We start from the raw sequence: 22,292 nt of genomic DNA on the forward strand, positions 1-22,292 counted from the left end.
GGCGGTGCAGGATCGGAAGGCATCGCAGAGGGTGCGTCGGCTGCCCGGTGACCTTGCGCAGCACGGTGCCTGAGTCATGAGTGGCCTGCCCCCCGTCACGCAATGGCTCCATCTCGACTGGATGCTCATTGTGGCGATGGCCTGGCTGATCGTGGGGGCCGCCGGGATCTTCGCCCTGCATCGCTTCGGCCTGGTGTCCCAGGTGCTCTTCCCCATGGGGGGCCTGCTCGGGTTGGCGCTCTTCGGCCTGGCGCTGGACGCGCTGCTCGGTCGCCCCGAGGTCGCCGTCGCCGTGTTGCCGATCGGGTTGCCGGCACTGCCCTTCCATCTCCGCCTGGACAGCCTGTCGGCTTATTTCCTGATGGTGATCGGTGGAGCCTCAGCCGGCATCTCCATGTTTGCGGCCGGCTACTTCCGCAAGGGCGAAGGCACGCCCCCCGGCCTGCTGTGCCTGGAGTATCACGTCTTTCTGGTCAGCATGGTGGGGGTGATCCTCGCCGACGACGCCTATGCATTCATGGTGATGTGGGAGACGATGGCGCTGTCGTCCTACTTCCTGGTGACCGCGAACCACCGCATGGCCGAGGTGCGCAGCGCGGGCTATCTCTACATCACGATGGCGAGGATCGGCGCGATCGCCGTCCTGTTGTGCTTCGGCGTGCTGCAGGCCAACACGGGCGACTACACCTTCGCCAACATGCGCGCCCAGGTCTTGTCGCCGTTTTGGGCCTCCGCTGGCTTCCTGCTTGCCTTGTTCGGCTTCGGCGCCAAGGCCGGCATCGTGCCGTTGCATGTGTGGCTGCCAGAGGCCCACCCCGCTGCGCCGTCCCCCGTCTCGGCCATGATGAGCGGGGTCATGCTGAACACGGCCATCTACGGGTTGTTGCGCGTGTCTTTCGACCTGCTGCATACACACCAGTGGTGGTGGGGCGGCCTGCTGCTGACGGCCGGCCTGGCGACGGCCCTGTTCGGCGTGATCTTCGCGGCGGTGCAGACCGATATGAAGCGGCTGCTGGCCTATTCGTCGATCGAGAACATGGGCCTGTTGTTCGTCGGCATGGGCCTGACCTTGATTTTTTCGGCCTACGACATGAAGCCGATGGCAGCACTCGCATTGACGGCGGCCCTCTATCACGTCGCCGGCCACGCCTTTTTCAAGAGCCTGCTCTTCCTCGGGACCGGCTGCGTGCTTCATGCCACGTCCGAGAGAAGCCTCGGCAAGCTGGGGGGGCTGATCCGGATGATGCCCTGGGTCGCCTGGCTCACCCTGTTGGGCGTGCTGACCAGCGCGGGCCTGCCGCCGCTGGGGGGGTTCGTGTCGGAATGGCTGCTGCTGCAGAGTTTCCTCTTCACGCCAGGGCTGCCCGTGCCCTTGCTGACCATGCTGATTCCGGTCGTGGCTGCGCTCATCGCCCTGGTGGCCGCGCTGGCCGGCTACACCATGGTCAAATTCTTCGGCGTGATCTTCCTCGGGCAACCGCGCGAAGAGAAGCTGGTCCACGCCCACGATGCGGGCCGCTGGGAACGCACGGGGATGGTGTGGCTGGCGCTTGGCTGCATCGCGCTGGGACTGCTGCCGACACAGTTCATTCAATTGATCGATCCGGTGACGCAGCAACTGGTCGAATCGGGTCTCGGCGCCAAGGCGGCAGCCAGCGGCTGGCTGTTGGCGCCGAACAGTCTCGCGCAGGCCAGTTACGGTCCCGTGATCTTTCTGCTCGGAATCCTGGGTAGCTTTGCGCTCGCCTTCCTGCTGGTGCGCAGGCTCTACCACGGCCGCGTACGCCGTGGCCTGCCCTGGGCCTGCGGCTTCCCGTGGGGCACCGCCCGCATGCAGGACACCGCCGAAGGATTTGGCCAGCCGATCCGCCAGATCTTCGAACCGTTCTTCCTGATGCGACGTGATCTGCCCACGCCCTTCGATGCGAAACCGCGCTATCGCGTCACGGTCGAGGATCACTTCTGGCGCTGGCTCTATCTGCCCCTGGCCGAGCTGGCGGCGTACCTCGCGCGGCTGATCGGCCTGATGCAGCAAGGCCGGATCTCGGTGTACCTGCTGTACAGCTTCCTGACGCTGGTGGCCACGCTGCTGGTGGTGATGCGATGAGGTCGCCATGAGCTTCGCCGCCTTCATGTCGCAGCTGCTGGAGATCGTCATCGCGATCGGGCTGGCACCCCTGCTGACCGGCTGGGTCAACCTGTGGCGCGCGTGGCTCCAGAACAGGACAGCGCCCAGCCTCTGGCAACCCTACCGGATGCTGCACAAGCTGTTCAACAAGGAGTCGATGGTCGCCGATCACGCATCGCGACTCTTTCGCGTCACGCCCTATGTGATGTTCGGCTGCATGGTCCTGGCCTGCGCCATCATCCCCACGCTGTCGACCGATCTGCCGTTGGCGCCGGCGGCCGATGCGATCGCACTGGTCGGGCTGTTTGCCCTGGCGCGGGTGTTCATTTCGTTGGCTGCCATGGACGTCGGCACCGCGTTCGGCACCATGGGGGCACGGCGCGAGATGCTGATCGGTTTTCTGGCCGAGCCCGCGCTGTTGATGGTCCTCTTTTCGGCTTCGCTGATTTCCCAGTCGACGTCGCTCACCACCATTGTCGAGACGCTGACTCAGCGTGAACTGGCGATCTATCCCGGCATGGCCTTTGCCGGGGTTGCATTCACGATGGTGTCGCTGGCCGAGAACGCGCGCGTACCAGTCGACAACCCGGCCACGCACCTCGAGCTGACGATGATTCACGAGGCGCTCATCCTCGAGTACTCGGGCCGCCACCTGGCGCTGATCGAATGGGCGGCCAGCCTGAAGCTGTTCGCTTACTCGTGCATCGGCCTGGCCCTGTCCTTCCCCTGGGGCGTTGCGCAGGCGCAGGCCCCGCTGCAGATGCTGCTGGCCCTTCCCGTGCTGGCGGCCAAGCTCGCCGTGGGCGGCTTTCTGCTGGCCGCGCTGGAGACGGCAAGCGCCAAGATGCGCATCTTTCGCGTGCCCGAGTTCCTGGCCACCGCCTTCCTGCTCGCGGTGATCGGCATGCTGGTACACCTGCTCCTCAACCAGTGACATGAGCAGCAGCATCCTGACCCAACTCGTCAACCTGCTCGGCGCGGTGCTGCTGATGCTCGCCTTCGCGATGATCTCGCAGCGGCGCATCCTCACTCTGATCCACTTGTTCACGATGCAGGGTGCGACGCTGGCGCTCGCGACCGCCGTTGTCGGCTATGTAACCGGCCAGCACCACCTGTACCTGTCGGCCGGGCTGACCGCGGTGCTCAAGGTGCTGTTGATCCCGTACCTGCTGCACCGGGTCATCGACCGTCTCGACATCCGCTGGGACGTCGAGACGCTGATCAACATCCCGACGACGATGCTGATCGGCATCGGGGTCGTGATCTTCGCGTTCAATCTGGCGATACCCATTTCCCAGTTGTCGTCAGCGCTGGTCAGCGGCACGCTGGGCATCGCGCTGGCCTGCGTGCTGCTGTCGTTCCTGATGATGATCGCGCGCGCGAAGGCGGTTCCGCAGGTCATCGGCTTCCTGGCGATGGAGAACGGCCTGTTCTTTGCCGCCACGTCGGCCACCTACGGCATGCCAATGGTGGTCGAGTTGGGCATCGCCCTGGACGTGCTAATCGGCGTGCTGATCCTGGGCGTCTTCATGTTCCAGATTCGCGAACAGTTCGACAGCCTGGACATCCGCCACCTCGAAAAACTGAAGGAAGACTGAGTTGCTCGCATTGGCCTTCCTTCTCGCAACGCCCCTGGCCGGTGGGCTGGTGCTGGCGCTGGTCGGCCAGCGCGACAACGCACGCGACGTCAACGTCGCCTTCAGCCTGGGCACCTTCGTCGCCGCCTGCGTGCTCACCGCGCAGATCGTTGAGAGCGGGCCGATGCTGGTGTGGGAGCGCGAGTTCTACATCGACCCGCTGAATGTCTTTCTCGTCACGCTGACCGCGTTCGTGGGCCTGACCACATCCATCTTTTCGCGCCCCTACATGCGCGTGGAGCGCGACCACGGCAAGATGACCCCGCCGCGCCTGCGCCTGTACCACAGCATGTACCAGCTGTTCAGCTTCACGATGCTGCTGGCACTGACGACCAACAACATGGGCATCGTCTGGGTCGCGATGGAGGCGGCCACCCTGACCACCGTGCTGCTGGTCAGCGTCTATCGCACCGCCGCCAGCCTGGAGGCCGCATGGAAATACTTCATCCTGTGCGGCGTGGGCATTGCCCAGGCGCTGTTCGGAACGGTGCTGCTCTACATGGCGGCCGAGAAGGTGATCGGCCCCGAAGGCGGCGCCTTGCTGTGGACCAACCTCGATGCGGTGAAGGACCAGCTTGACCCGAACATCATCACGCTGGCGTTCGCGTTCCTGTTCATCGGCTACGGTACCAAGGTCGGCCTGGTGCCGGTTCACAACTGGCTGCCGGACGCCCACGCCGAGGGGCCAACGCCGGTATCGGCCGTGCTGTCGGGCCTGCTGCTGAACGTCGCACTCTACGCAATCCTGCGCTGCAAGGTGCTGACCGACGGCGCGCTGCACTATCCGCTGGCCGGGCGGTTGATGATGGGCTTCGGCCTGCTGTCCATCGTGGCGGCGGTCTTCTTCATGATCCGGCAAAAGGACGTGAAGCGCATGTTTGCCTACTCGTCGATCGAGCACATGGGAATGATGACCTTCGCTTTCGGCATGGGCGGCCCGATCGCCAACTACGCCGGGCTGCTGCACATGACGGTGCATTCGCTGATCAAGTCCGCAATCTTCTTTGCCGTCGGTCATGCCACGCAGAAGGCGGGCACCCAGCTGATGGAAGACATCCGCGGGCTCATCAAGGTCAGCCCGACGGTCGCCTGGGGGCTGATGCTCGGATCGCTCGCCATCCTTGGCATGCCCCCGTTTGGAGTCTTCGCGAGCGAGTTCCTGATCGTTACGACTGCGATGCGCGAGCAGCCCTGGGCGACCCCGTTCCTGCTGATCGCCTTGGGCCTGGCGTTTGCATCCGTCTTCAGCCGGGTGCAGCCGATGGTGTTCGGCGAGACCAACGTGAGGCCCTTGGCGCACCCGCCCGCCCTGATTCCGGTGTTCATGCATCTGACGCTAGGCCTGATGCTCGGTGTCTACATCCCACCCTATCTCAACGCCTGGTACGTCCAGGCAGCGGCGATGCTGGGGAACTGATCAGATGGCGCAGCCGAACTCGATTCGATCTGCGACGCCTGCCGGCGCCGTTGCCCGCCTGGCACGGGCGGGTGAGTCGGGACGCCTGGGCGCCACGGCGCGCAGTATCGCGGACGCGGGTGGACGGCTCGTTTCGGTCTGGGCGTCGATCGCAGCACGTCCGGCGACGGAATGGCGGCGTGTGCAGCCTATGCCGTTTCCGACGGGCTGGTCTGGCTCGAACTGAAGCTCGACGACGCAGCGCAAGGGTTTCCCGATCTGGCCGTTGCATTCCCGTGCGCGGAGCGCATGCAACGCGCCGTGGCCGACCTGTCAGGCATCCGGGCCGAGGGCAGCCGCGATGATCGCCCTTGGCTCGACCACGGGGTGTGGCCACCCGGATCATTGCCGCTGCAACACACGCCCCTGCCCGAAGCAGCCGCTGCCGCCGGCGCGCTACCTGCCAACTACCCCTTCGTGCGCGTCGACGGCGACGGGGTGCACGAGATCGCCGTCGGGCCCGTGCATGCCGGCATCATCGAGCCCGGCCACTTTCGCTTCTCCGTCGTGGGCGAGAAGGTGCTCAGGCTGGAACAGCACCTTGGGTACACGCACAAGGGCATCGAGCGTCGGTTCACGGAACTGATGCCGCTGGAAGCCCCTCGTCTCGCAGGGCGGGTCTCCGGCGACACAACGGTCGCTTATGCCTGGGCCTACAGCATGGCGCTCGAATCGGCCTGGGGCGGCGAGATCCCGGAGCGCGCCGCCTGGCTGCGTGCGCTGATGCTGGAGCGCGAGCGGGTGGCCAATCATCTGGGCGATCTCGGCGCTCTGGGGAACGATGCAGCCCTGGCCTTCGGCCTGGCGCAGTTCTCGCGCCTGCGCGAGGACTGGTTGCGCCTGTCCAAGGAGATTTTTGGCCACCGCCTGATGATGGATGCCATCGTGCCCGGCGGCGCTGCGATCGATCTGACACCCACGATGCGGACTCGCCTGAGCACCCAGTGCGACGTGATCGAGCGCGAGGTGCGCGCGCTGCGTCGTATCTACGACGAGCACGCGGGCTTGCAGGACCGGTTTGTCGGCACGGGACGGGTAACGCCCCAGCTGGCTGCACAACTCGGCCTGACGGGCCTGGCAGGACGCGCCAGCGCGCAGATGGCCGATCTGCGCTGCGACTTCCCCTGGCCGCCCTACGATCAGCTGAAGGCCGCGATGGCGGTGCACAGTGATGGCGATGTCGCCGCACGCGTGGCGGTGCGGTTCGAAGAAGCATTCGAGTCATTGCGGCTCATCCGCGCCATCTGCTCGGGCTTGCCGGACGGCGCCGCTCGTGCCGAGCTTCTGCCTCGGGCCTCTACATCGCTGGGTGCAGGTCGGGTCGAAAGCTGGCGGGGCGAGGTTCTCGTCGCGCTGGAGATTGGCGGAGATGGTCGCATCGTGCGATGTCATTGCCATGATCCATCCTGGCAGAACTGGCCGGTGCTCGAGCACGCCATCATCGGCAACATCGTTCCGGACTTTCCGCTGATCAACAAGTCCTTCAACCTGAGCTACTCGGGCCACGATCTCTGATGTGGCACATCCTCAAACAGATCGTCCGCACCGGCATCGTCACCGAGCCGGCACCCCGGGTTGATGATGCCGACCACGCCGCCGTCGACCGCATCCAGCGCGACATCCTCGCCATCTTGGGCCAGGCGCTGACGATCCGGCAGGTCGATGCCGGCTCATGCAACGGCTGTGAACTCGAAATCCACGCACTCAACAACCCTTACTACAACATCGAGGGACTCGGCATCAGGTTCGTCGCCAGCCCGCGCCACGCGGACATGCTGCTGGTGACCGGGCCGGTGTCGCGCAACATGGAAGAGGCCTTGCGGCGGACTTACGAGGCCACGCCAGAGCCGAAGCTGGTGGTCGCCGTCGGCGATTGCGGCTGCACCGGCGGCATCTTCGGTGAGAGCTACGCCAGCTGTGGCAAGGTGGCAAACGTGATTCCGGTTGATGTGGCGGTACCCGGTTGTCCCCCGCCGCCGATCGACATCCTACGCGGGATCCTTGGCGCTGTTCAGGAGCGACAGCAAGTCGATCGTCGCAGGCGTTCACCATGAAGATGCCGATTGATCTCCGCCCAGAGGGGACGGTGTTACGCCCAGCCGTAGATTCCCGCTCCTCATGGACTGGATTCGGTGCACGCCCAGGAAACTGCAGCTTCGCGGAGCGCGCGTCACAAATCTCAAGCTTGCGAGCCCGATCTTCCTTGCCGTCTATCGATGTCAGACCACCTCGAATGCCATGGGCACCCGCGCCCGTTTGTCGACAAGTCACTGAACTGGAAGACCATGCGCTTCTCAAGTTGCGACGTTCAAAGCCGAATCCAGCTCGGACGGCCCCATGATCTTGTTCTGGGATACACGCGCCTCATGATGGGATTCCTGCTGTTCGTGCCCGCACCACGAGGCATTGCCATCGTGGGGCTCGGGGGTGGATCGCTGGCGAAGTTCTGTTATCAGCATATTCCAGATTCGCGCATTCAGGTCGTCGAGATCAACCCCCATGTTATCGCCCTTCGCGACGACTTCGAGATACCTCGAGACGATCATCGATTTCATGTGCGCAAGGAGGACGCCGCCAAGTATGTTCGTACTACACAGTCACGTTACGACGTCATCATGGCCGACGGATTTGATGCAAGCGGGGTGCCGGTGGATCTTGGCTCGCGCGCCTTCTACGACAACTGCCTTGATGTGCTGGAGCGAGCCGGTGTTTTGGTCGTGAACCTCCACCGCCATCATGAGTGCTTCCCAACCTACCTCGAGCGAATCAAAAGGAGCTTCGCCGGACGTGTTGTCATCGTGAATGACCTTGATCTCAGCAATACCATTGTCTTTGCTTTCAAGCACGTGCCTACGGCGCCGCTACTTGCAAATCTGCGGCGTTGCGCAGCGGCGCTGACGCCCGAGGCATGGCAACAACTGGCGCCCAGCTTTTCCCGGATCGAGCAGTTCGGCAAGTGGCATGGCGAGGGGATTTCTGCGAATGCAGCGCAAGGTCCTGTTGGCTTGCACCGTCAGCTGGAGGAGAGATTGCTCAAGTCGCAAAGTTGAGGCCGAGCCGGCTTACCCAGGCGGAGAGCACGGACAGCAACGTTCGAAAACGAAGGATCGAAATGGATGCGGAGCTATTTTCTGTTCTGAGCAAAGTTGCCTTGGATGAGGCACGTTTGCAGCATGCGCGGATGGTCTTGCGGGAGATTCCGTCGGGCGCACTTCAACGCCTTGCCGCAGCCTTGGATTGCGACTGGGCAACGTACTGGAAGGTCGACCCGGTAGCCATGACGCTACGCGCAGCTGTCGTCTGGTCCAAGCCCGGTTTGCAGACGGCGTCGCTGCAGTCGAACACGGTTGCTCGCAGACTCTCGCTGAGCGAAGGCACAGCAGGTCACGTGTGGCGAAGTCGACACTCGATCTGGACAACGGACCTGGTAAGGGACATGTGCTTGCCGCGTTCCCTCGACGCTCGAGCCGCCGGCATGCAAGGTGGCATCTGGATCCCGGTGCAAACTGACGCGGAGGTCTTTGGTGTTGTGGAAATGCTCGGTACCAAGATCCCTCCCCCCAGCCTATCCTTGCTGGCCGCGGCAGATCGTCTGGGGCTTGAGTTGGCGACGCTTTTGGTGTGATTGTCGGGCAACCGGCCTCATTCGGCTGGAGCCCATGGCTGAACGACGGCTATTGCAAGGGTCTCGACCCGCGCGAATGGCTTTCCCGGCGTCGCATCCTTGGCCGCTCAGCGCGCCTGTTCCGCAGGCCTGTGCGTTCGTCGAGTGGTGGAAACAAGGCAGGTCCGTACTGCACGAGAGTCGCTGGACAGAAATTGGCGGTCTTCCAGGATGTTGGCGGAGTTGAGATTTCTCAAGAAAACTGCCGATAACTACGATTGCCCGGGAGCGACGCTCGGCCGGTCCGGGTTCATACTCAAAGCTCGAAGTTGGAGGTCAACATGGCAACGAACGTCACGAGAGCTTGTTGGGAATGCAGTCTGCGCGGTACCGGCGTAGTGTTCGATGCGGAATCACCGGATGGGAGGGCGGAATTCATCATTGGCCCCGCGACTCTGGCTAAGCTGATCGGTGAGCACAATCTGATCGCGAACCAGTGCTTGAAGGCGTTCGAGATGCATGTCGATGAGATCTCGGAGGCAGCTGGTCGGGATCTGGCATCTGGCGTGCCGGAGCGGAGCAGGTTGACGGTCATTTCGGCAGACAAGCTGCCGAGCCTGAAATAGCGACGGATGGAGTCGCTGGCCGGCGTCAGCCTGCCCAAGCAGCACGCAGCGGCCAGGACGCTGACCCTCTGGCTTCAACTGGTCGCCGACGATCTGGCGTTCCACATCCGGCCCATTTCTGCCAAGGGCCTTCCTTCGAGGCATTGGCCCGGCAAGCCACCCGCGGGAACGTGCATCACCGCAGCATTCTTGATGAACTGCTCCGATGAGACATGGCGATCGAGCACGCGGACCGCGTCGAACCCAACGTCGCCGCATTCGTGCCGGCGAAGGATTTGAAGAGCATGCGCGCTTTGCTAGGGGACAACGCGCCCGCGACCATCTATGGTAATCAAATTACAATAGCAACTCCATCAGAATTACACTACATTGAACCCCATTTTTCGCTCTCTTCGCTGAGGATCGCTTGTCTGCTGCTGATGCGGGCACGATCGGACCTGCGTACCCTCGACGTTCCATGTTGCCGGCGATCGTCCACAGCCTTGCTCACAGGGTCCGTACACGGCGTGCCAATCGGCAGCTCGGCGGATTGCTCGCCTTCGTGGCTGGGGCGATCAATGCAGGCGGCTTTTTGGCGGTGCAGCGCTACACCTCGCACATGACCGGTGTCATCTCGGCCGTTGCCGATGATGTTGTTCTGGGCCAGGCCGCCCTTGCTATGGCGGGCATCTCCTCGCTGCTGGCGTTTCTCTTTGGCGCGGCGACGACGGCGGTGCTAGTGCACTGGGCACGCCGGCGCGAGCTGCACAGCGAATTCGCCTTGAGCTTGATGGCGGAGGCCCTGCTGCTGCTCCTTCGGCCTGCTCGGCGCCAACCTGGAACTCTTCGTCGATGTCTTCGTGCCGTCGACGGTGCTGTTGTTGTGTTTCATCATGGGCCTGCAGAACGCCATCGTCACCAAGATATCCAAGGCCGAGATCCGCACGACGCATATGACCGGCGTCGTGACCGACCTGGGCATCGAGATGGGACGCCTGATCTACTGGAACCGGACGCACGATGACAAGCTGGAGCATTTCGTTCGCGCGGATCGGGACAAGCTGGCCATCCATGCCACGATCCTCGGGCTCTTCTTCGGAGGAGTTTGGTCGGTGCCAAGGCCTTCAAGGCGATCGGCTTCTCATCGACCGTCCCCGTTGCAGCGCTGCTGATGGCGATCGCCGTGCCGCCGCTATTGCTTGATCTGCGCGCACACACCGCTGCGACCGAGAAGAGCTCTTGAATCATCCAGGCGAATTCAGACGCATGCGCCGGTTTGCCGTCCACCTGACGCTGGGCCCCTCTTGCTTGAGAGATTCCACCCCTTCCCCAGATCCAACACGACGCGTCCAGCATGGTGAACGCCGAAACCTCTCAACCACCTCCTCGGCTGCCGACAGGCTGGACGCTGGAGCAGGAGTTTTTCACGAGCGCCGACGGCAGCTTCGGCGTGCAAGCACAGGTCTTCCACGAGGGACCACAGAAATGCAGGATCGTGATGGCCAATCTGGGGCACAGCCGCCAGCGGGCGCAACGGATGGCCGAGGAACGCATACTGAAGTTCATCGCGGAATGGGCGGCGCGGGAGTAGCTTCCCTCCTGTCATGCTTGCCTTCCTGCCACGGCCTGGGATCGCCATGCAGCGCGAGGACGACGGCCACGCAGATCGCGCGTTCATGGGGGTAGGCATCCCCAGCGCGACATGGCGCCAGCTCCCGGCGGGCGTCTGGGTACTCGGTCTCGTCAGCATGCTGATGGACATCTCCTCGGAAATGATTCACAGCTTGCTGCCGATCTTCATGGTCTCGTCCCTTGGCGCCAGTGCCTTGGCGGTTGGGCTGATCGAAGGCGTGGCCGAAGCCACGGCACTGATCGTCAGGGTGTTCTCGGGAGCCTTGAGCGACTACCTCGGTGAACGCAAGCGGCTTGCAGTGCTGGGCTATGCCATGGGGGCGCTGTCCAAGCCGCTGTTCGCGACGGCGCCCGGCATCGGCATGATCCTGACGGCCCGGGTGCTGGACCGGATCGGCAAGGGGATTCGTGCTGCACCACGCGACGCCTTGGTCGCCGACATCACGCCGGCACACCTGCGCGGCGCCGGCTTCGGACTTCGCCAGTCTCTGGATACCGTCGGGGCCTTTCTTGGCCCGCTTCTCGCGATCGCGTTGATGCTGCTGTGGGCCAACGACTTCCGGGCCGTCTTCTGGGTGGCCGTCGTACCCGGTTTGATGGCGGTCGCGCTGCTGGTCGTTGGCCTTCGAGAACCTCGAGGTCGCTTCGCGCCCGAAGTAAGAGTCACCCCAATTCGGCGAGAGAGCCTCAGACGCCTGGGCAAGTCCTATGGATGGGTGGTGGGTGTCGGTGCGGTGTTCACCCTGGCCCGGTTCAGCGAGGCGTTCCTGGTGTTGCGAGCACTGGAAGGCGGCACTCCCATTGCCTTCGCTCCGCTGGTATTGGTAGCCATGAGCCTGTTCTACGCGCTGTCGGCGTACCCGTTCGGAACGCTCTCCGACCGCATGAGCCGAACCAAGCTCCTGGCGCTCGGACTGGTGGTCTTGATCGCTGCGGATCTTACGCTGGCGTTGAGCAGCCACTGGCTTGTCGTGCTCGGAGGCGCGGCTCTATGGGGGATTCACATGGGGATGACCCAAGGCCTGCTCGCGGCGATGGTGGCGGATGCCGCTCCAGCGGATTTGCGCGGCACCGCCTACGGGCTTTTCAACCTGGCGACCGGCATCGCGATGCTGGTCGCCAGTACCCTTGCAGGACTGTTGTGGGATCGGCTCGGAGCACCGGTCACTTTTTGTGCGGGCGCGTTCTTCTGCGTGATTGCGCTCGTGGGATTGCTCTGGAAAGGCGCGCGCCAATAAGGCGAAGCAGCAGAGAGTACCCTGCCTATCCAGTGACCGGGGTGCACTGCCCTGCCCCCGAGAGATCCCGGCCAGACCAATGTCGGTCAGCGCTCGATGCGGCGCTTGAGGGTCACGACGGTGTCGATGAAGGCGCGCCGCTTGTCCTCCTCGCTGCCTTCGACCGCGGCCGGATCGGGCAGGCCCCAGGTGGCGGTGTTGGGCTGGCCAGGCCAGACCGGGCAGATCTCGCTCCGGCCGCCTGATCGCGATGGTGATGAGAAAGTCCACTGGAGGCGCGCCTGCTCCGGCGAATTCGCCTCGGGGCTTGCTGCGGTAGCTGGCGCCGGGACAAGGAGGTTGCGCAGCGTCGAACAGGGCGTGGTCGGCGGGGAGCGCCCGCGCCCTCAGCTCGGCGAGCTCGGCCTAAAAGGGGTGATCTCGGTTTTCATGCACTTTGTGGCGCACCGGTTCCGCAGCCCTGCCGGGAAGCGCAGAATTTCGGTGCTTCGGTGCTTCGGTGCTTCGGTGCTTCGGCGCTGGCTACCCTGGCCCGGAGCCAGAACCGCAAGAGACTCCCGTGTCAAGCTACCACCTGCGTTTCGTCGGCGCTGACCGGCTTCCTCGGACCCTGTCCGAGTTCGATGTCGCCCGGTTCTTCAGCCTGCTGCCCGACGAAGCAAAGGAGATCAGGGAGCGCTTCAGGGTGGACCGGCGACTTGGCGTAGCCGTGCAGTTCGTGTTCCTGCCGACCGGGGCTCGACTCGTTTTCGGTGCACGGACTGACGGTGCGCAGAGCCAGTGCTGGCGCGGGCGTCCGCCTGCAAGCCCTTGATTGTGTTGCAATTGCTGTTCGCTTTCCAGGCCCTCCGTCAAAGGAGGATTTCGTTGCGCCAGAGCGCGCTTGGATCGCGCCTGGAGCTGAGCGCGGTACCGGACGGCCTTGTACCTGCTGAGCGATGTTGACGGCGACAGACCGCGGCCTTCCAGACCGTTGCCTCGTCTCCGAACGGTCCGGCTGTCCAGTGGTCTGGCCATGCTGGTCCGCTCTGGCGAGCCCAGGGAGACGGGCACGTTCGTCTGGTTCGTTGCCTGTAACTCTCTGCTGCCGCGCGGCGGGCCTGCGTTGATCATGTATTGCTATATAGTTTTCTGACAACGACTGAAATGATGCGTTTTCCCCGGGTCCACCCCGAGTTCCCCCAACTCCAACTTTCTCCGCAGCCTGCCGAGCGAAGAGCCCAGGTACGTTTACTCGAGAACTTGCTGACGCTCGTCGAGCGTAGGCGTCTTCAGGGCCGCGCCATGCGTTGGGCCGACCTGCCCCGTTTTGCCGAGACTTCGGCCGTCGTCGAGACCACTGCAGCCCGTACGGACAGTCTTCCGGCAGACAACGATTTCGAGTCGTTTGACGATTTGAAGTCTCGCCGCGACGACACAGGCGTCGTGCGGCTACGCTGACCTAATGCGCTGACAACGCTGTCAAGCGACATCAGGAACTGACCCCCCACGTTGCCTCACGGCGCAATGTTACCGAGCGCGTGAAGCGCGGTGTTGTTCCTTCCTTCAGCGATCATGTGTTCGGCGCAGGCGCAGGCGGTGGTCAACGCGAAGCGTTGTCCACGGCTGTTCGTGCGGAGTAGTTTTTATTGATCTGTTGCCGGGCGCGCAGCGCCTGGCCCCCTTCAGAGTGCAGCAGTCTCAACCCGCGACGGCCCGCTCACTTCGATTTCAAGACGGCATTGATCGATCCACTGACGGCTTGCGTCTGCACGCCATGCTGAGAGAGCACGCTGCACCGTTCTCAGGTGCTTGTCCGTGAACGTTCCTGCTGGCGCAAGCGCGGAGGCACCGGCCCGGGTGGGCGGGGCCATGGTCACGTTCGAGCCCGGTGCACGCACGTCTGCGTAGTCGGCGGCGGCTATACGGGCGTGTCGGCCGCGCTGGAACCGGCCGCGCGCGGCTACGCCGTGACGCTGCTGGAAGCGCAGCGCATCGGATGGGGCGCTTCCGGCCGCAACGGCGGGCAGGTGATCGTCGGCTTCGGCTCGGACGGTGAGGCCGCCATCGAGAAGCAGTTCTCGCGCGAGGATGCGCGGCGCGCGTGGGAGGTCTCGGTCGAGGGCCTGCGCCTGCTGCGCGAGCGCATCGTCGGCCACGCGATCGACTGCGACTGGCAGGACGGCTATCTCAGCCTGTCGGTCAAGCCGGCGAAGTCGCGCGCCTTGCGTGCATGGATGGACCACGTCATGCAGGTCTACGGCTACCCGCTGCAATGGATCGAAGGCAGCGACATCGGCTGCTGGCTGGCCAGCGGGCGCTTCGACTCGGGCGCGTTCGACGCCGGCTCCGGCCACCTTCATCCCCTGAAGTACTGCCTGGGCCTCGCCGCCGCCGCACGCGCCGCGGGCGTGCGGGTCCACGAGAACTCGGCCGTTCAGATGGTCGAGCGCGGCAGCCGGCCGGTGGTGCGCACCATGCAGGGCGAGGTGCACTGCGACTTCGTGCTGCTGGCCGGCAACGTGTACCTCGCGGAGTACGGCGACGACGTCGCGCCGGAGGTGTCGTCGCGCATCATGCCGGTGGGCACCTACATGATCGCGACCGAACCGATGGGCCGCGACCGCGCCGATGCGCTCATCCAGAGCCGGGCCGCTGCTTCGGACACCAACTTCGTGCTCGACTATATCCGCCTGAGTACCGACGACCGACTGTTGTTCGGCTCGGGCGACAGCTACAGCGCGAAGACACCGCGCAATCTGATCGACAAGATTCGCGGCAGCATGCTCGGCGTGTTCCCGCAGCTCGCCGACCTGAGGATCGAACATGCGTGGGGCGGCTTCGTGGACATCACGATGAACAAGGCGCCCGACTTCGGCCGGCTGCACCCCAACATCTACTACTACCTGCAGGGCTTCTCCGGCCATGGCGTCGCGATGGCCGGCATGGCGGGCAAGCTGGCCGCCGAGGCGATTGCGGGGCAGGTGGAACGCTTCGATCTGTTCGCGCGCCTGCGGCATCGCGCGTTCCCTGGAGGGGCGCTGTTGCGAACGCCAGCGCCGGTGCTGGGCATGCTTTAGTACCGGCTGCGCGATGCGATGTAGTTTGAGACTACAGGCAAAGGGGACCGATGCCCGGTCCGCGGCACGCGGTCCGTGCGGATGTCGAACATTGAGACGACGAGACTCACTGGGCTCGGCCATCGGGAGTCCCCATGAATAAGTCCTTGAGCTCTTGTTTTGGCGGTGGCGCCAAACCCACTGGGGCCTTTGGACCCTCGCGGTCGCGATCGGTCCGGCCATCGCGCAGTCGACCGGCAGCCCGAAAGGAACCGCGCCCATGGGCGTGGAGGGCAGCTTGTCGAAGCCGCCCGCCACCCGCAAGCGCGATACGGCCCAGAATCTGAGCGACACGGCGGAGAGGTCGTGCGCATCAACCAGCGCACAGCGACGACTCACTGCGACGGCCGCGCCTGGCGAGTGGCGTTCGCTCTGCTCCAGCACATCGTTGACGTAACGCCCTGAGCCTCTCGAGAGTCAACGACGGCCTCGAGCGGACTATTACTCTCGTCATGGCTTTCTCGGCAGAGTAGCAGTGCACTGCCTTTCGGCCTCTCGTTGACAGTTTCCGTTCACCCATTCGGCGTCTTTACTTCGCGGCGCGTTCCAATAGGTTCGCGCCAGTCGACAAGCCCATCCTAGGTGGAGCTGCCCACAGGTCTGTTCGATGGAATCGATCATGCCGGTCGTAACCTTCGCGCAGGTCTCCCGTGCCGCATTGATACATCGTTCGGCTCCAGGGTCCGGAACAGGAAGCTTGGTGTCATCTTGAGCGCCGATGTACTTGTGCTGTGCAAGCGCGAGCACAAGGACCAATACGAATCGCCGCAGAGTAGTAGTCATGCACGCACAGCCCTCGCCTCCAAATGAATCATATTCGGTGCTTGGGGCCCAAAGCGCCATGGCACTGTGGGCCAGCACTTCTATTGCGTGAACCGCCAGCGTCCTTGCGACAACCCCGGAAACTACGGGATGCTCTGCGCCTCATCAGAGTACCTGCAAAGGCGTGGCGCGCAGCAAACGCCCGCGGACTTCCTTGGCCAGGGTTGCAATCACGAAGAGCCACGTGCGCATGACCCAATTATTGGGCATGGGTTTCGAAACCAAGGAACGGATGCGTCGGGAGCACGCCGCGACGATGGCATCGCGCGATCAGGACCTGCGGTAGGCCGAGGAGCGGCACGCTGTACAGGAGAGGTTGATGCTGGCCGAGGTGGATCGGGCCAGGCAAACGGCCAAGGCGCTCGAATCCGAGTCGGCCAGGGAGCAGCAGCGGCGGAGCCAAGGGCGAGGAAGCGGCAGCCGAGCGGCTGGAGACAGCGTTGGAGAAGCTCCCACCAGGTTCGCGAAAACGGCGCGGCAAGCCGTAGAGAAAAGTAAGTCCCACATGCGCAGCCTCAGCAAATGCTCGGCCACAAAACGACCGAGGCATCCGCCACCGCTTCGCACCGATGCTCGGCAGCGATCGGCGCCAGCTCGAGTTGGCTTAAAGCTTGTTGTTGACCCTGTCCCGAACGTCGGTGCTGCGCTACGGCGTCGAGATTGGCATGGGCGACAACCTGTCGCTGCCCGAGCGCAAGCGCTCTACTTACCGCGCATCTTCTCGGTACCCGAACGCGCTGAGGCGCTACCTCTCCAAGCTCGGCTATGCCCAGTACCTGGCAAACCAGGCCGTCTGCCGCGCCTGCGACGCCTATGCGCGCTGGGACGTCGAGGACGGCCAGGATGAGTCCGCCGAGGAGGTGCTGCGCGTGCGGTGCCGGGCCTGCGGCAACGGCTGGCGGATCAACCTGTGAGGCACGCCGGGCCGGTGGATCCTGAAGCCGGGCGTCGGGCAGGCAGTGCGTAGACTAGCGGGGCCAATGAACCGCGAACCAGATTTTCTTGAGCATTTGCGCGCCGAACTGTCCGGCGGCCGCGTCTGGCTCGACCGGGCCATCGTGCTGGGCTATGCGATCGCGGCCGGGCTGTTCGTGGTGGGCTTCACGCTCGTCAGCGATTGGGTCTTCGGTGAATTCCACCGTTTCTATCGGGCTTGGCCCTGGGCCGTGCTCCTGACCACGCCGCTGCTCACCGCCGGCATCGTATGGTCCACGCAGCGCTTCTTCCCTGGCGCCAGCGGCTCGGGCATTCCGCAGATCAAGGCGGCGCTGCATCCGGCCCTGCCCGAGGAGCGGCGCTTCATGTTCGCGTCGCTGCGGCTCACGGTCGCCAAGATCGGGCTGGGTGCGGCGGGATTCGCAGCCGGCCTGTCGATCGGGCGCGAGGGCCCCTCCGTGCAGGTCGCGGCCGGCGTGATGCAGCATGCGCGGCGCTGGCTGTCGCCTAACACCAACATTGACGGGCGCGCGCTGCTGGTGGCTGGGGGCGCAGCCGGCATCGCGGCAGCCTTCAACGCACCGTTGGCAGGGGTGGTGTTTGCCATCGAGGAGCTGTCGGGCCGACTCGAGGCGCGCTCCAGCGGCCTGATCATCACGGCCATCGTGTTGGCCGGCCTGGTGGCCGTCTCGGCATTCGGGAACCTGAGCTACTTCGGCGTCATCAAGGTGCCCCACATCGGCTGGGACGCACTGGGCCCGGGCCTGCTGGTGGCGCTGGCGACGGGCGTCGCAGGCGGCTTGTTTGCGCGGCTCCTGATCGCCTCGCTCACCGGCGCGCCCGGGCGGCTGAACCGCCTCCGCGCGCGTTGGCCGGTGCGGTTTTGCTGCGGTCGGCGGACTCGCGGTGGCAGGGATCGGCCTGGTGACGGGTGGCGTGACCTTCGGCGCGGGGGTCCGAAGCCGTGAAGCGGATGCTCGCCGGCCACGACGAGCTCTCGCCGCTCTACACGCTGCTCAAATTCATCGCCGCCTGGTGCGGCGTGCCGGGCGGCATCTTCGCGCCTGCATTGTCGATCGGTGCCGGCATCGGCAATGGCTTTGCCCAGTTCGCCAATCCCGGGCTCGGCCCCGCGTTGATCGCGATGGGCATGGCCGGCTTTCTCGCCGCCGTGACACAGGCACCGCTCACGGCCTTCATCATCGTGATGGAGATGGTCGACGGGCATTCGATGGTGCTGAGCCTGATGGCTTCGGCCATGTTGGCCAGCGTTGTGTCCCGCATGATCAGCCGGCCGCTCTATGAATCACTGGCCGAGCACATGGTGGGGGTCGCGATAGGCTCGCCGGCGCCGGTTGCGACGGCGCCCCAGCCAAAGCTCAGCGAAGAGACGTCCGCTTCGGAGCGCCCGCTCGCGTAGGGGTAATCGTCCTTTCCATACATGCACGGAAAGGACGACTGCCCCGATCTAAGCGCACCGATCACCGATCTGCAAGATGAGTACGATTGCCCCTACCGGGTTTCGAGTCGGGAGGCTGACGGCTGGGTCTATCCTTGCGGACGCACAAACTCATTCACCTGAGTTTGGCAAGGCGCTCCTCGGCCACAGCGGCCGCCTCGGATTCTGGATATGCCTCCAGGATGTCTTCTAACGTCTTGCGGGCCGATTTCACATCCATGAGTTCTACCTGGCAATCGGCGAGGGACAACAGCGCTTCCGGCGCGTGCGGATGGTCGGGCTCGGCCGTCACCATCGCCCCGAAATTGCCCCCCGCATCGCGGTAGTTGTGCAAGGCGTACTGGGCAGTGCCCAGCCAGAACAGCGCAGTAGGCCTGTAGCCGCTTTCCGGGTAGCGCTTCATGAACGAGACCAAACCGGCTTCCGCCTCCGACAGTTCACCGTCGCGAACGGTGGCAAGCACGTCTTCGAATTCCTGCTTCTCGCCTGGCTTGGCTGCAAGCCGCTTGCCATCCGACCCCCCCGTGCGCAGGCGCTCGCCAGTGCCCGGCGCCATGTCGTTCTGGCTGCGCTGCATGTTGGCCATATCATGTGTCAGCCTCTTGTTTTGTCCGCTCACGGTCGCCAGTTCGTCGCGCAGCACCTCGACCTGATTGGAAAGGTCGAGCACGCTGCGACGAAGCTGGGCACTATCGTCACGCGTTCCTCTCAGGTCATCCGCCGCTCGCTGCTGGGAAGCATTGACTTTTTGCCGCAAATCGATGGCGCTCGCGGTCGAGAGGGCAAACAGGCCCTGCCCGACAGTGCAGCCAACGGTGCACGCCACGCCCACGCCCATCGAAACGGCACCCAGCAAATGGCGAAGGTCAGCTGCGGACAAAACCCAGCCGATCAGCCTCGAGCCAATCCGCAAGGCAAAACCCCGGCTGGCAGCGCCGGGCAACAGGCCAAGCGCGCTCAGCGCGGTTGATCCGGTCATTTCCAATACCAATCTGAGTGGGGCGCCCTCAAGTTTGGGAGCGCAACCGGCTTGAGTCAATGGATCAAGCCCGAGGATTGTTCGGCCGAGGCGAGCATTCGCGTCACCTCATGGCGATCGCCATCCAGACCGGCACGGGCCGCGATTGCTCGTCCTCGATCGACCCTATTGCTTCGATGTAGCGCGTGTCGCCCGCGTAGTGTCAGCTACCTCCAAAATCGCTGAAATACGAAGCGTCGGGGATGGTCGTTCATGAACACGGAGCATAGAGCGCAAGCTGAAACGGAAAAGAAGTGATCGCCGGCACCGCCTGCCTTCGCACATCCATCTTCTTGTGCTCGCCAATGGAGTGCCTCGCCTTCGCCGGGGCTCATCCCTTAGCGCCCTGACCTTGAGTCAAGATGGGACGGCTGGACGCTTGCCCAAGGCCGGCGATCACAAACGAGGGGTGGCACAGCCACCGTGACCGTTGCCGACGTGACCCCAGTCGGACGGCATTCTCCACGTGGTCGACAAGGTGCTGTTGCCGAAGTGAGGCACAACGACGAGTGCGGCGCGGTTCCGTGCGGCGCGGTCACTACACTCTTCGGTGTCGTCAAAGCACGCAACGCCTGCCGCGCGCCACTGGCGCTTGAACCCCAACACGCCGCCGACGAAAGGCAACGCCATGTCCCTGACCGACACGCTCCAGATCCCCACGGCGAACGCGGACGGCAGCTTTGCCGCGCCGGTGCCGCCGCCGGCGGATAGCGCGGCCGACGCGCTGCGCGACGCGAAGGCGCAGCACGCGGTGCTGGCCGAGCAACTCGACGCGGTCAACGAGTTGCTGGCCAAGCCGCTCAACGAGATTCTGGCGGACCGCGAACGCTTCAAGGAATCGGCCGCTGCGTGGGACGCCTTCGGCGCCATGTGGATGCTGTCGCAGCGCGCGATGAAGCGCGTGGCGCTCGACCTCGCTGCGCAGCTCGGCGTGAGCGAGGACGAGGTGGTGGCCCGTGCGCTGGTGCACGCCAACGAGGTGCTGAACGGCGACGGCGTGGATCTGGGCGGCCTCCTTGCCGAGGCTCAGCTCGCGCACATCGCCAGGCACAAGCCCTTGCTGCGCAAGCAGTTCCGCTGAACATCGCGGAGAGCCCCGCCGCCTGCGCGGCGACGCCGGCCGCCGTATGCTCGCTTGCCATGGACGCCTCCACCTCGCTCGCCGACTTCGCCGCGCGCCATCCCCGCCTCTTCGTGCTGACCGGCGCCGGCTGCAGCACCGACTCGGGCATCCCCGACTACCGCGACGTCAACGGCGACTGGAAGCGGCCGTCGCCGGTCACCCTCCAAGCTTTCACCGGCGACGAGCTCACGCGCCGCCGCTACTGGGCACGCAGCCTCGTCGGCTGGCCGACCATGGCGACAGCCCAGCCTGGTGCCTCGCACCGCGCGCTGGCCCGCCTCGAGGCCTCGGGCCGCGTGGGACTGCTGCTCACGCAGAACGTCGACGGGCTGCACGACGCCGCCGGCAGCCGCCAGACCATCGACCTGCACGGCCGCATCGACACCGTGCGCTGCCTCGGCTGCGAGACGCGCACGCCGCGTGCCGTAATGCAGCAGTCGCTGCGTGCGCGCAACCCCGCCTGGGCCGCACTGGAAGCCCGCGCCGCGCCGGACGGCGATGCTGACGTCGAAGACCGGGATTTCGCCAGCTTCGACGTGCCGGCCTGTCCGATCTGCGGCGGCATGCTCAAGCCCGACGTGGTGTTCTTCGGCGAGAGCGTGCCGCGCGAGCGCGTGCAAGCCGCCTATGCGGCGCTGAGTGAAGCCGATGCCGTGTTGGTCGCCGGCTCGTCGCTGATGGTGTATTCGGGCTTCCGGTTCGTGCAGGCGGCCGTGGCTGCGGGCAAGCCGGTGGCGGCGGTCAACCTCGGACGCACGCGTGCCGACGATCTGTTGGCTTTGAAGGTCGCGCAGCCGGTGGGCGAGGCATTGACGGCCCTGGTCGAGCAACTGGTAGCATGAGCGTCAAGGCTCAGCGATCGACGTGGCGACCGCTGCCACTGGTGCGGCATGGTTCACATCGATAAGTGGTTGTCGTGCATTGGGCTTTTCAAGATGACCGAATGAAGGGGGCTCTCCACTCGCATCAAGCCCCTACGTATTGCGGCCCCGGCGTCCTGTCCGGCGCCTGCTGCTCACCGTTGGCGCACCTGTTCGGGACAACACTTTCCCTGTGAGAAAACCATCCAGATCCACTGTCTGCGGATGCGGCAGTGAGCACCTGGGTCCGCATACAGATAAAGGACCCTGGCGGCTGCTGGGAAGACCAGGGCTACAACTGGTTTGGCGGTAGCTGAGTCCCCATGGCGGACTCGGCGTTGTTGAAACGCGCGGCCGCGTTCGCTTGAACCATGCCATTTGAAACCTGACCCTAGAGGACACAGAAATGAACAAGCTCACCGCAACCCTGTTGGCCACCTGGATGGCCGTCGGCTCCGTCTCGCCGCAGGCGAGATGAAGAAGGATGGTAAGGCCAAGGACTCGATGGCCAAGGACGGTATGAAGAAAGACAGCATGGCGAAAGGCGGCATGAAGAAGGACGGGATGGCCAAGGACGGCATGACGAAGGATTCGATGGCCAAGGACGCCATGAAGAAGGACGAGATGAAGAAGTAGCGGCCACGCGCGCCGGCGGAGATCAATCGTGATCCTGTTC

At 64.5% G+C, this 22,292-nt stretch carries 18 protein-coding genes and 3 pseudogenes; 20 read left to right on the forward strand and 1 reads right to left on the reverse strand.

The genetic code is table 11. From position 1 onward, the window contains the following. The first annotated feature begins 76 nt into the window (after window positions 1-76). The 17 genes and pseudogenes from hyfB (at window position 77) to GXN78_RS30170 (ending at window position 18,576) form a co-directional block, all read left to right on the forward strand. Window positions 77-2,107, forward strand: a complete 2,031-nt coding sequence (hyfB, locus tag GXN78_RS30090; RefSeq protein ID WP_106561393.1) for a hydrogenase 4 subunit B — start codon at window positions 77-79, stop codon at window positions 2,105-2,107. A gap of 7 nt (window positions 2,108-2,114) precedes the next feature. Beyond that, window positions 2,115-3,062 carry an NADH-quinone oxidoreductase subunit H gene (locus GXN78_RS30095; protein ID WP_106561392.1) on the forward strand — a complete coding sequence of 316 codons (948 nt, stop codon included), beginning with the start codon at window positions 2,115-2,117 and terminating at the stop codon, window positions 3,060-3,062. 1 nt (window position 3,063) lies between these two features. Further along, on the forward strand, window positions 3,064-3,726 hold the full coding sequence (locus GXN78_RS30100; protein ID WP_106561391.1) for a formate hydrogenlyase: 663 nt from the start codon (window positions 3,064-3,066) through the stop codon (window positions 3,724-3,726). A 1-nt stretch (window position 3,727) separates the two neighbouring features. After that, on the forward strand, window positions 3,728-5,182 hold the full coding sequence (locus GXN78_RS30105; protein WP_106561390.1) for a hydrogenase 4 subunit F: 1,455 nt from the start codon (window positions 3,728-3,730) through the stop codon (window positions 5,180-5,182). A 171-nt stretch (window positions 5,183-5,353) separates the two neighbouring features. Further along, window positions 5,354-6,736, forward strand: coding sequence for a Ni,Fe-hydrogenase III large subunit (locus GXN78_RS30110; protein WP_343231039.1), 1,383 nt, complete (start codon window positions 5,354-5,356; stop codon window positions 6,734-6,736). Then, on the forward strand, window positions 6,736-7,275 hold the full coding sequence (locus GXN78_RS30115) for an NADH-quinone oxidoreductase subunit B family protein (protein ID WP_106560073.1): 540 nt from the start codon (window positions 6,736-6,738) through the stop codon (window positions 7,273-7,275). Before GXN78_RS30110 ends, GXN78_RS30115 begins: the two co-directional genes overlap by 1 nt. A 162-nt stretch (window positions 7,276-7,437) precedes the next feature. After that, window positions 7,438-8,271: a fused MFS/spermidine synthase gene (locus GXN78_RS30120; RefSeq protein ID WP_106560072.1), complete on the forward strand. Its 834-nt coding sequence runs from the start codon at window positions 7,438-7,440 to the stop codon at window positions 8,269-8,271. 62 nt (window positions 8,272-8,333) lie between these two features. Next, window positions 8,334-8,846, forward strand: coding sequence for a GAF domain-containing protein (locus GXN78_RS30125; RefSeq protein ID WP_106560071.1), 513 nt, complete (start codon window positions 8,334-8,336; stop codon window positions 8,844-8,846). Between the two features lie 320 nt (window positions 8,847-9,166). Continuing rightward, window positions 9,167-9,451, forward strand: a complete 285-nt coding sequence (locus GXN78_RS30130) for a hypothetical protein (protein ID WP_106560070.1) — start codon at window positions 9,167-9,169, stop codon at window positions 9,449-9,451. A gap of 457 nt (window positions 9,452-9,908) precedes the next feature. Continuing rightward, window positions 9,909-10,673, forward strand: a pseudogene (locus tag GXN78_RS30135) (YoaK family protein). A gap of 111 nt (window positions 10,674-10,784) precedes the next feature. Beyond that, the gene (locus GXN78_RS30140) at window positions 10,785-11,021 is read left to right on the forward strand and encodes a hypothetical protein (RefSeq protein ID WP_106560069.1); all 237 of its coding nucleotides are present in this window, start codon (window positions 10,785-10,787) and stop codon (window positions 11,019-11,021) included. Window positions 11,022-11,106: 85 nt separating this feature from the next. Further along, complete coding sequence (locus GXN78_RS30145) at window positions 11,107-12,300, forward strand: MFS transporter (RefSeq protein WP_106560077.1); 1,194 nt, start codon at window positions 11,107-11,109, stop codon at window positions 12,298-12,300. A 559-nt stretch (window positions 12,301-12,859) separates the two neighbouring features. After that, window positions 12,860-13,114, forward strand: coding sequence for a hypothetical protein (locus tag GXN78_RS30150; protein ID WP_106560068.1), 255 nt, complete (start codon window positions 12,860-12,862; stop codon window positions 13,112-13,114). A gap of 428 nt (window positions 13,115-13,542) precedes the next feature. Next, entirely contained in the window at window positions 13,543-13,740 is a 198-nt protein-coding gene (locus GXN78_RS30155; RefSeq protein WP_164255894.1) for a hypothetical protein, read from the forward strand. 347 nt (window positions 13,741-14,087) lie between these two features. Continuing rightward, entirely contained in the window at window positions 14,088-15,359 is a 1,272-nt protein-coding gene (locus GXN78_RS30160) for an FAD-binding oxidoreductase (protein WP_258187255.1), read from the forward strand. Between the two features lie 1,478 nt (window positions 15,360-16,837). Further along, the gene (locus tag GXN78_RS30165; protein WP_146163161.1) at window positions 16,838-17,134 is read left to right on the forward strand and encodes a hypothetical protein; all 297 of its coding nucleotides are present in this window, start codon (window positions 16,838-16,840) and stop codon (window positions 17,132-17,134) included. 66 nt (window positions 17,135-17,200) lie between these two features. Beyond that, window positions 17,201-18,576: pseudogene (locus tag GXN78_RS30170) on the forward strand (chloride channel protein). Window positions 18,577-18,730: 154 nt separating this feature from the next. Here GXN78_RS30170 and ybgF read toward each other — a convergent pair. Further along, window positions 18,731-19,594 (reverse strand): tol-pal system protein YbgF, encoded by an 864-nt coding sequence (gene ybgF / locus GXN78_RS30175; RefSeq protein WP_239143024.1) that lies wholly within the window; start codon window positions 19,592-19,594, stop codon window positions 18,731-18,733. 667 nt (window positions 19,595-20,261) lie between these two features. Between ybgF and GXN78_RS30180 the strand changes: the two genes are divergently transcribed. From GXN78_RS30180 to GXN78_RS30190, 3 genes and pseudogenes are all read left to right on the forward strand, one after another. Beyond that, window positions 20,262-20,714 carry a hypothetical protein gene (locus GXN78_RS30180; protein WP_106560064.1) on the forward strand — a complete coding sequence of 151 codons (453 nt, stop codon included), beginning with the start codon at window positions 20,262-20,264 and terminating at the stop codon, window positions 20,712-20,714. A gap of 59 nt (window positions 20,715-20,773) precedes the next feature. Further along, entirely contained in the window at window positions 20,774-21,598 is an 825-nt protein-coding gene (locus GXN78_RS30185) for an NAD-dependent protein deacetylase (protein ID WP_106560063.1), read from the forward strand. 424 nt (window positions 21,599-22,022) lie between these two features. After that, window positions 22,023-22,252, forward strand: a pseudogene (locus GXN78_RS30190) (pentapeptide MXKDX repeat protein). The last annotated feature ends 40 nt before the right edge of the window (window positions 22,253-22,292 follow it).

The sequence above is a fragment of the Variovorax sp. WS11 genome (genome assembly GCF_010499245.1).
Classification (GTDB): domain Bacteria; phylum Pseudomonadota; class Gammaproteobacteria; order Burkholderiales; family Burkholderiaceae_C; genus Variovorax.

Excerpts from the sequence above, each read along its gene's own strand:
- hyfB (WP_106561393.1), top strand. The coding sequence starts at position 77 with ATGAGTGGCCTGCCCCCCGTCACGCAATGGCTCCATCTCGACTGGATG.
- GXN78_RS30095 (WP_106561392.1), top strand. The coding sequence starts at position 2,115 with ATGAGCTTCGCCGCCTTCATGTCGCAGCTGCTGGAGATCGTCATCGCG.
- GXN78_RS30100 (WP_106561391.1), top strand. The coding sequence starts at position 3,064 with ATGAGCAGCAGCATCCTGACCCAACTCGTCAACCTGCTCGGCGCGGTG.
- GXN78_RS30110 (WP_343231039.1), top strand. The coding sequence starts at position 5,354 with ATGGCGGCGTGTGCAGCCTATGCCGTTTCCGACGGGCTGGTCTGGCTC.
- GXN78_RS30115 (WP_106560073.1), top strand. The coding sequence starts at position 6,736 with ATGTGGCACATCCTCAAACAGATCGTCCGCACCGGCATCGTCACCGAG.
- GXN78_RS30120 (WP_106560072.1), top strand. The coding sequence starts at position 7,438 with ATGTCAGACCACCTCGAATGCCATGGGCACCCGCGCCCGTTTGTCGAC.
- GXN78_RS30125 (WP_106560071.1), top strand. The coding sequence starts at position 8,334 with ATGGATGCGGAGCTATTTTCTGTTCTGAGCAAAGTTGCCTTGGATGAG.
- GXN78_RS30130 (WP_106560070.1), top strand. The coding sequence starts at position 9,167 with ATGGCAACGAACGTCACGAGAGCTTGTTGGGAATGCAGTCTGCGCGGT.
- GXN78_RS30140 (WP_106560069.1), top strand. The coding sequence starts at position 10,785 with ATGGTGAACGCCGAAACCTCTCAACCACCTCCTCGGCTGCCGACAGGC.
- GXN78_RS30145 (WP_106560077.1), top strand. The coding sequence starts at position 11,107 with ATGGGGGTAGGCATCCCCAGCGCGACATGGCGCCAGCTCCCGGCGGGC.
- ybgF (WP_239143024.1), bottom strand. The coding sequence starts at position 19,594 with ATGACCGGATCAACCGCGCTGAGCGCGCTTGGCCTGTTGCCCGGCGCT.
- GXN78_RS30180 (WP_106560064.1), top strand. The coding sequence starts at position 20,262 with ATGTCCCTGACCGACACGCTCCAGATCCCCACGGCGAACGCGGACGGC.
- GXN78_RS30185 (WP_106560063.1), top strand. The coding sequence starts at position 20,774 with ATGGACGCCTCCACCTCGCTCGCCGACTTCGCCGCGCGCCATCCCCGC.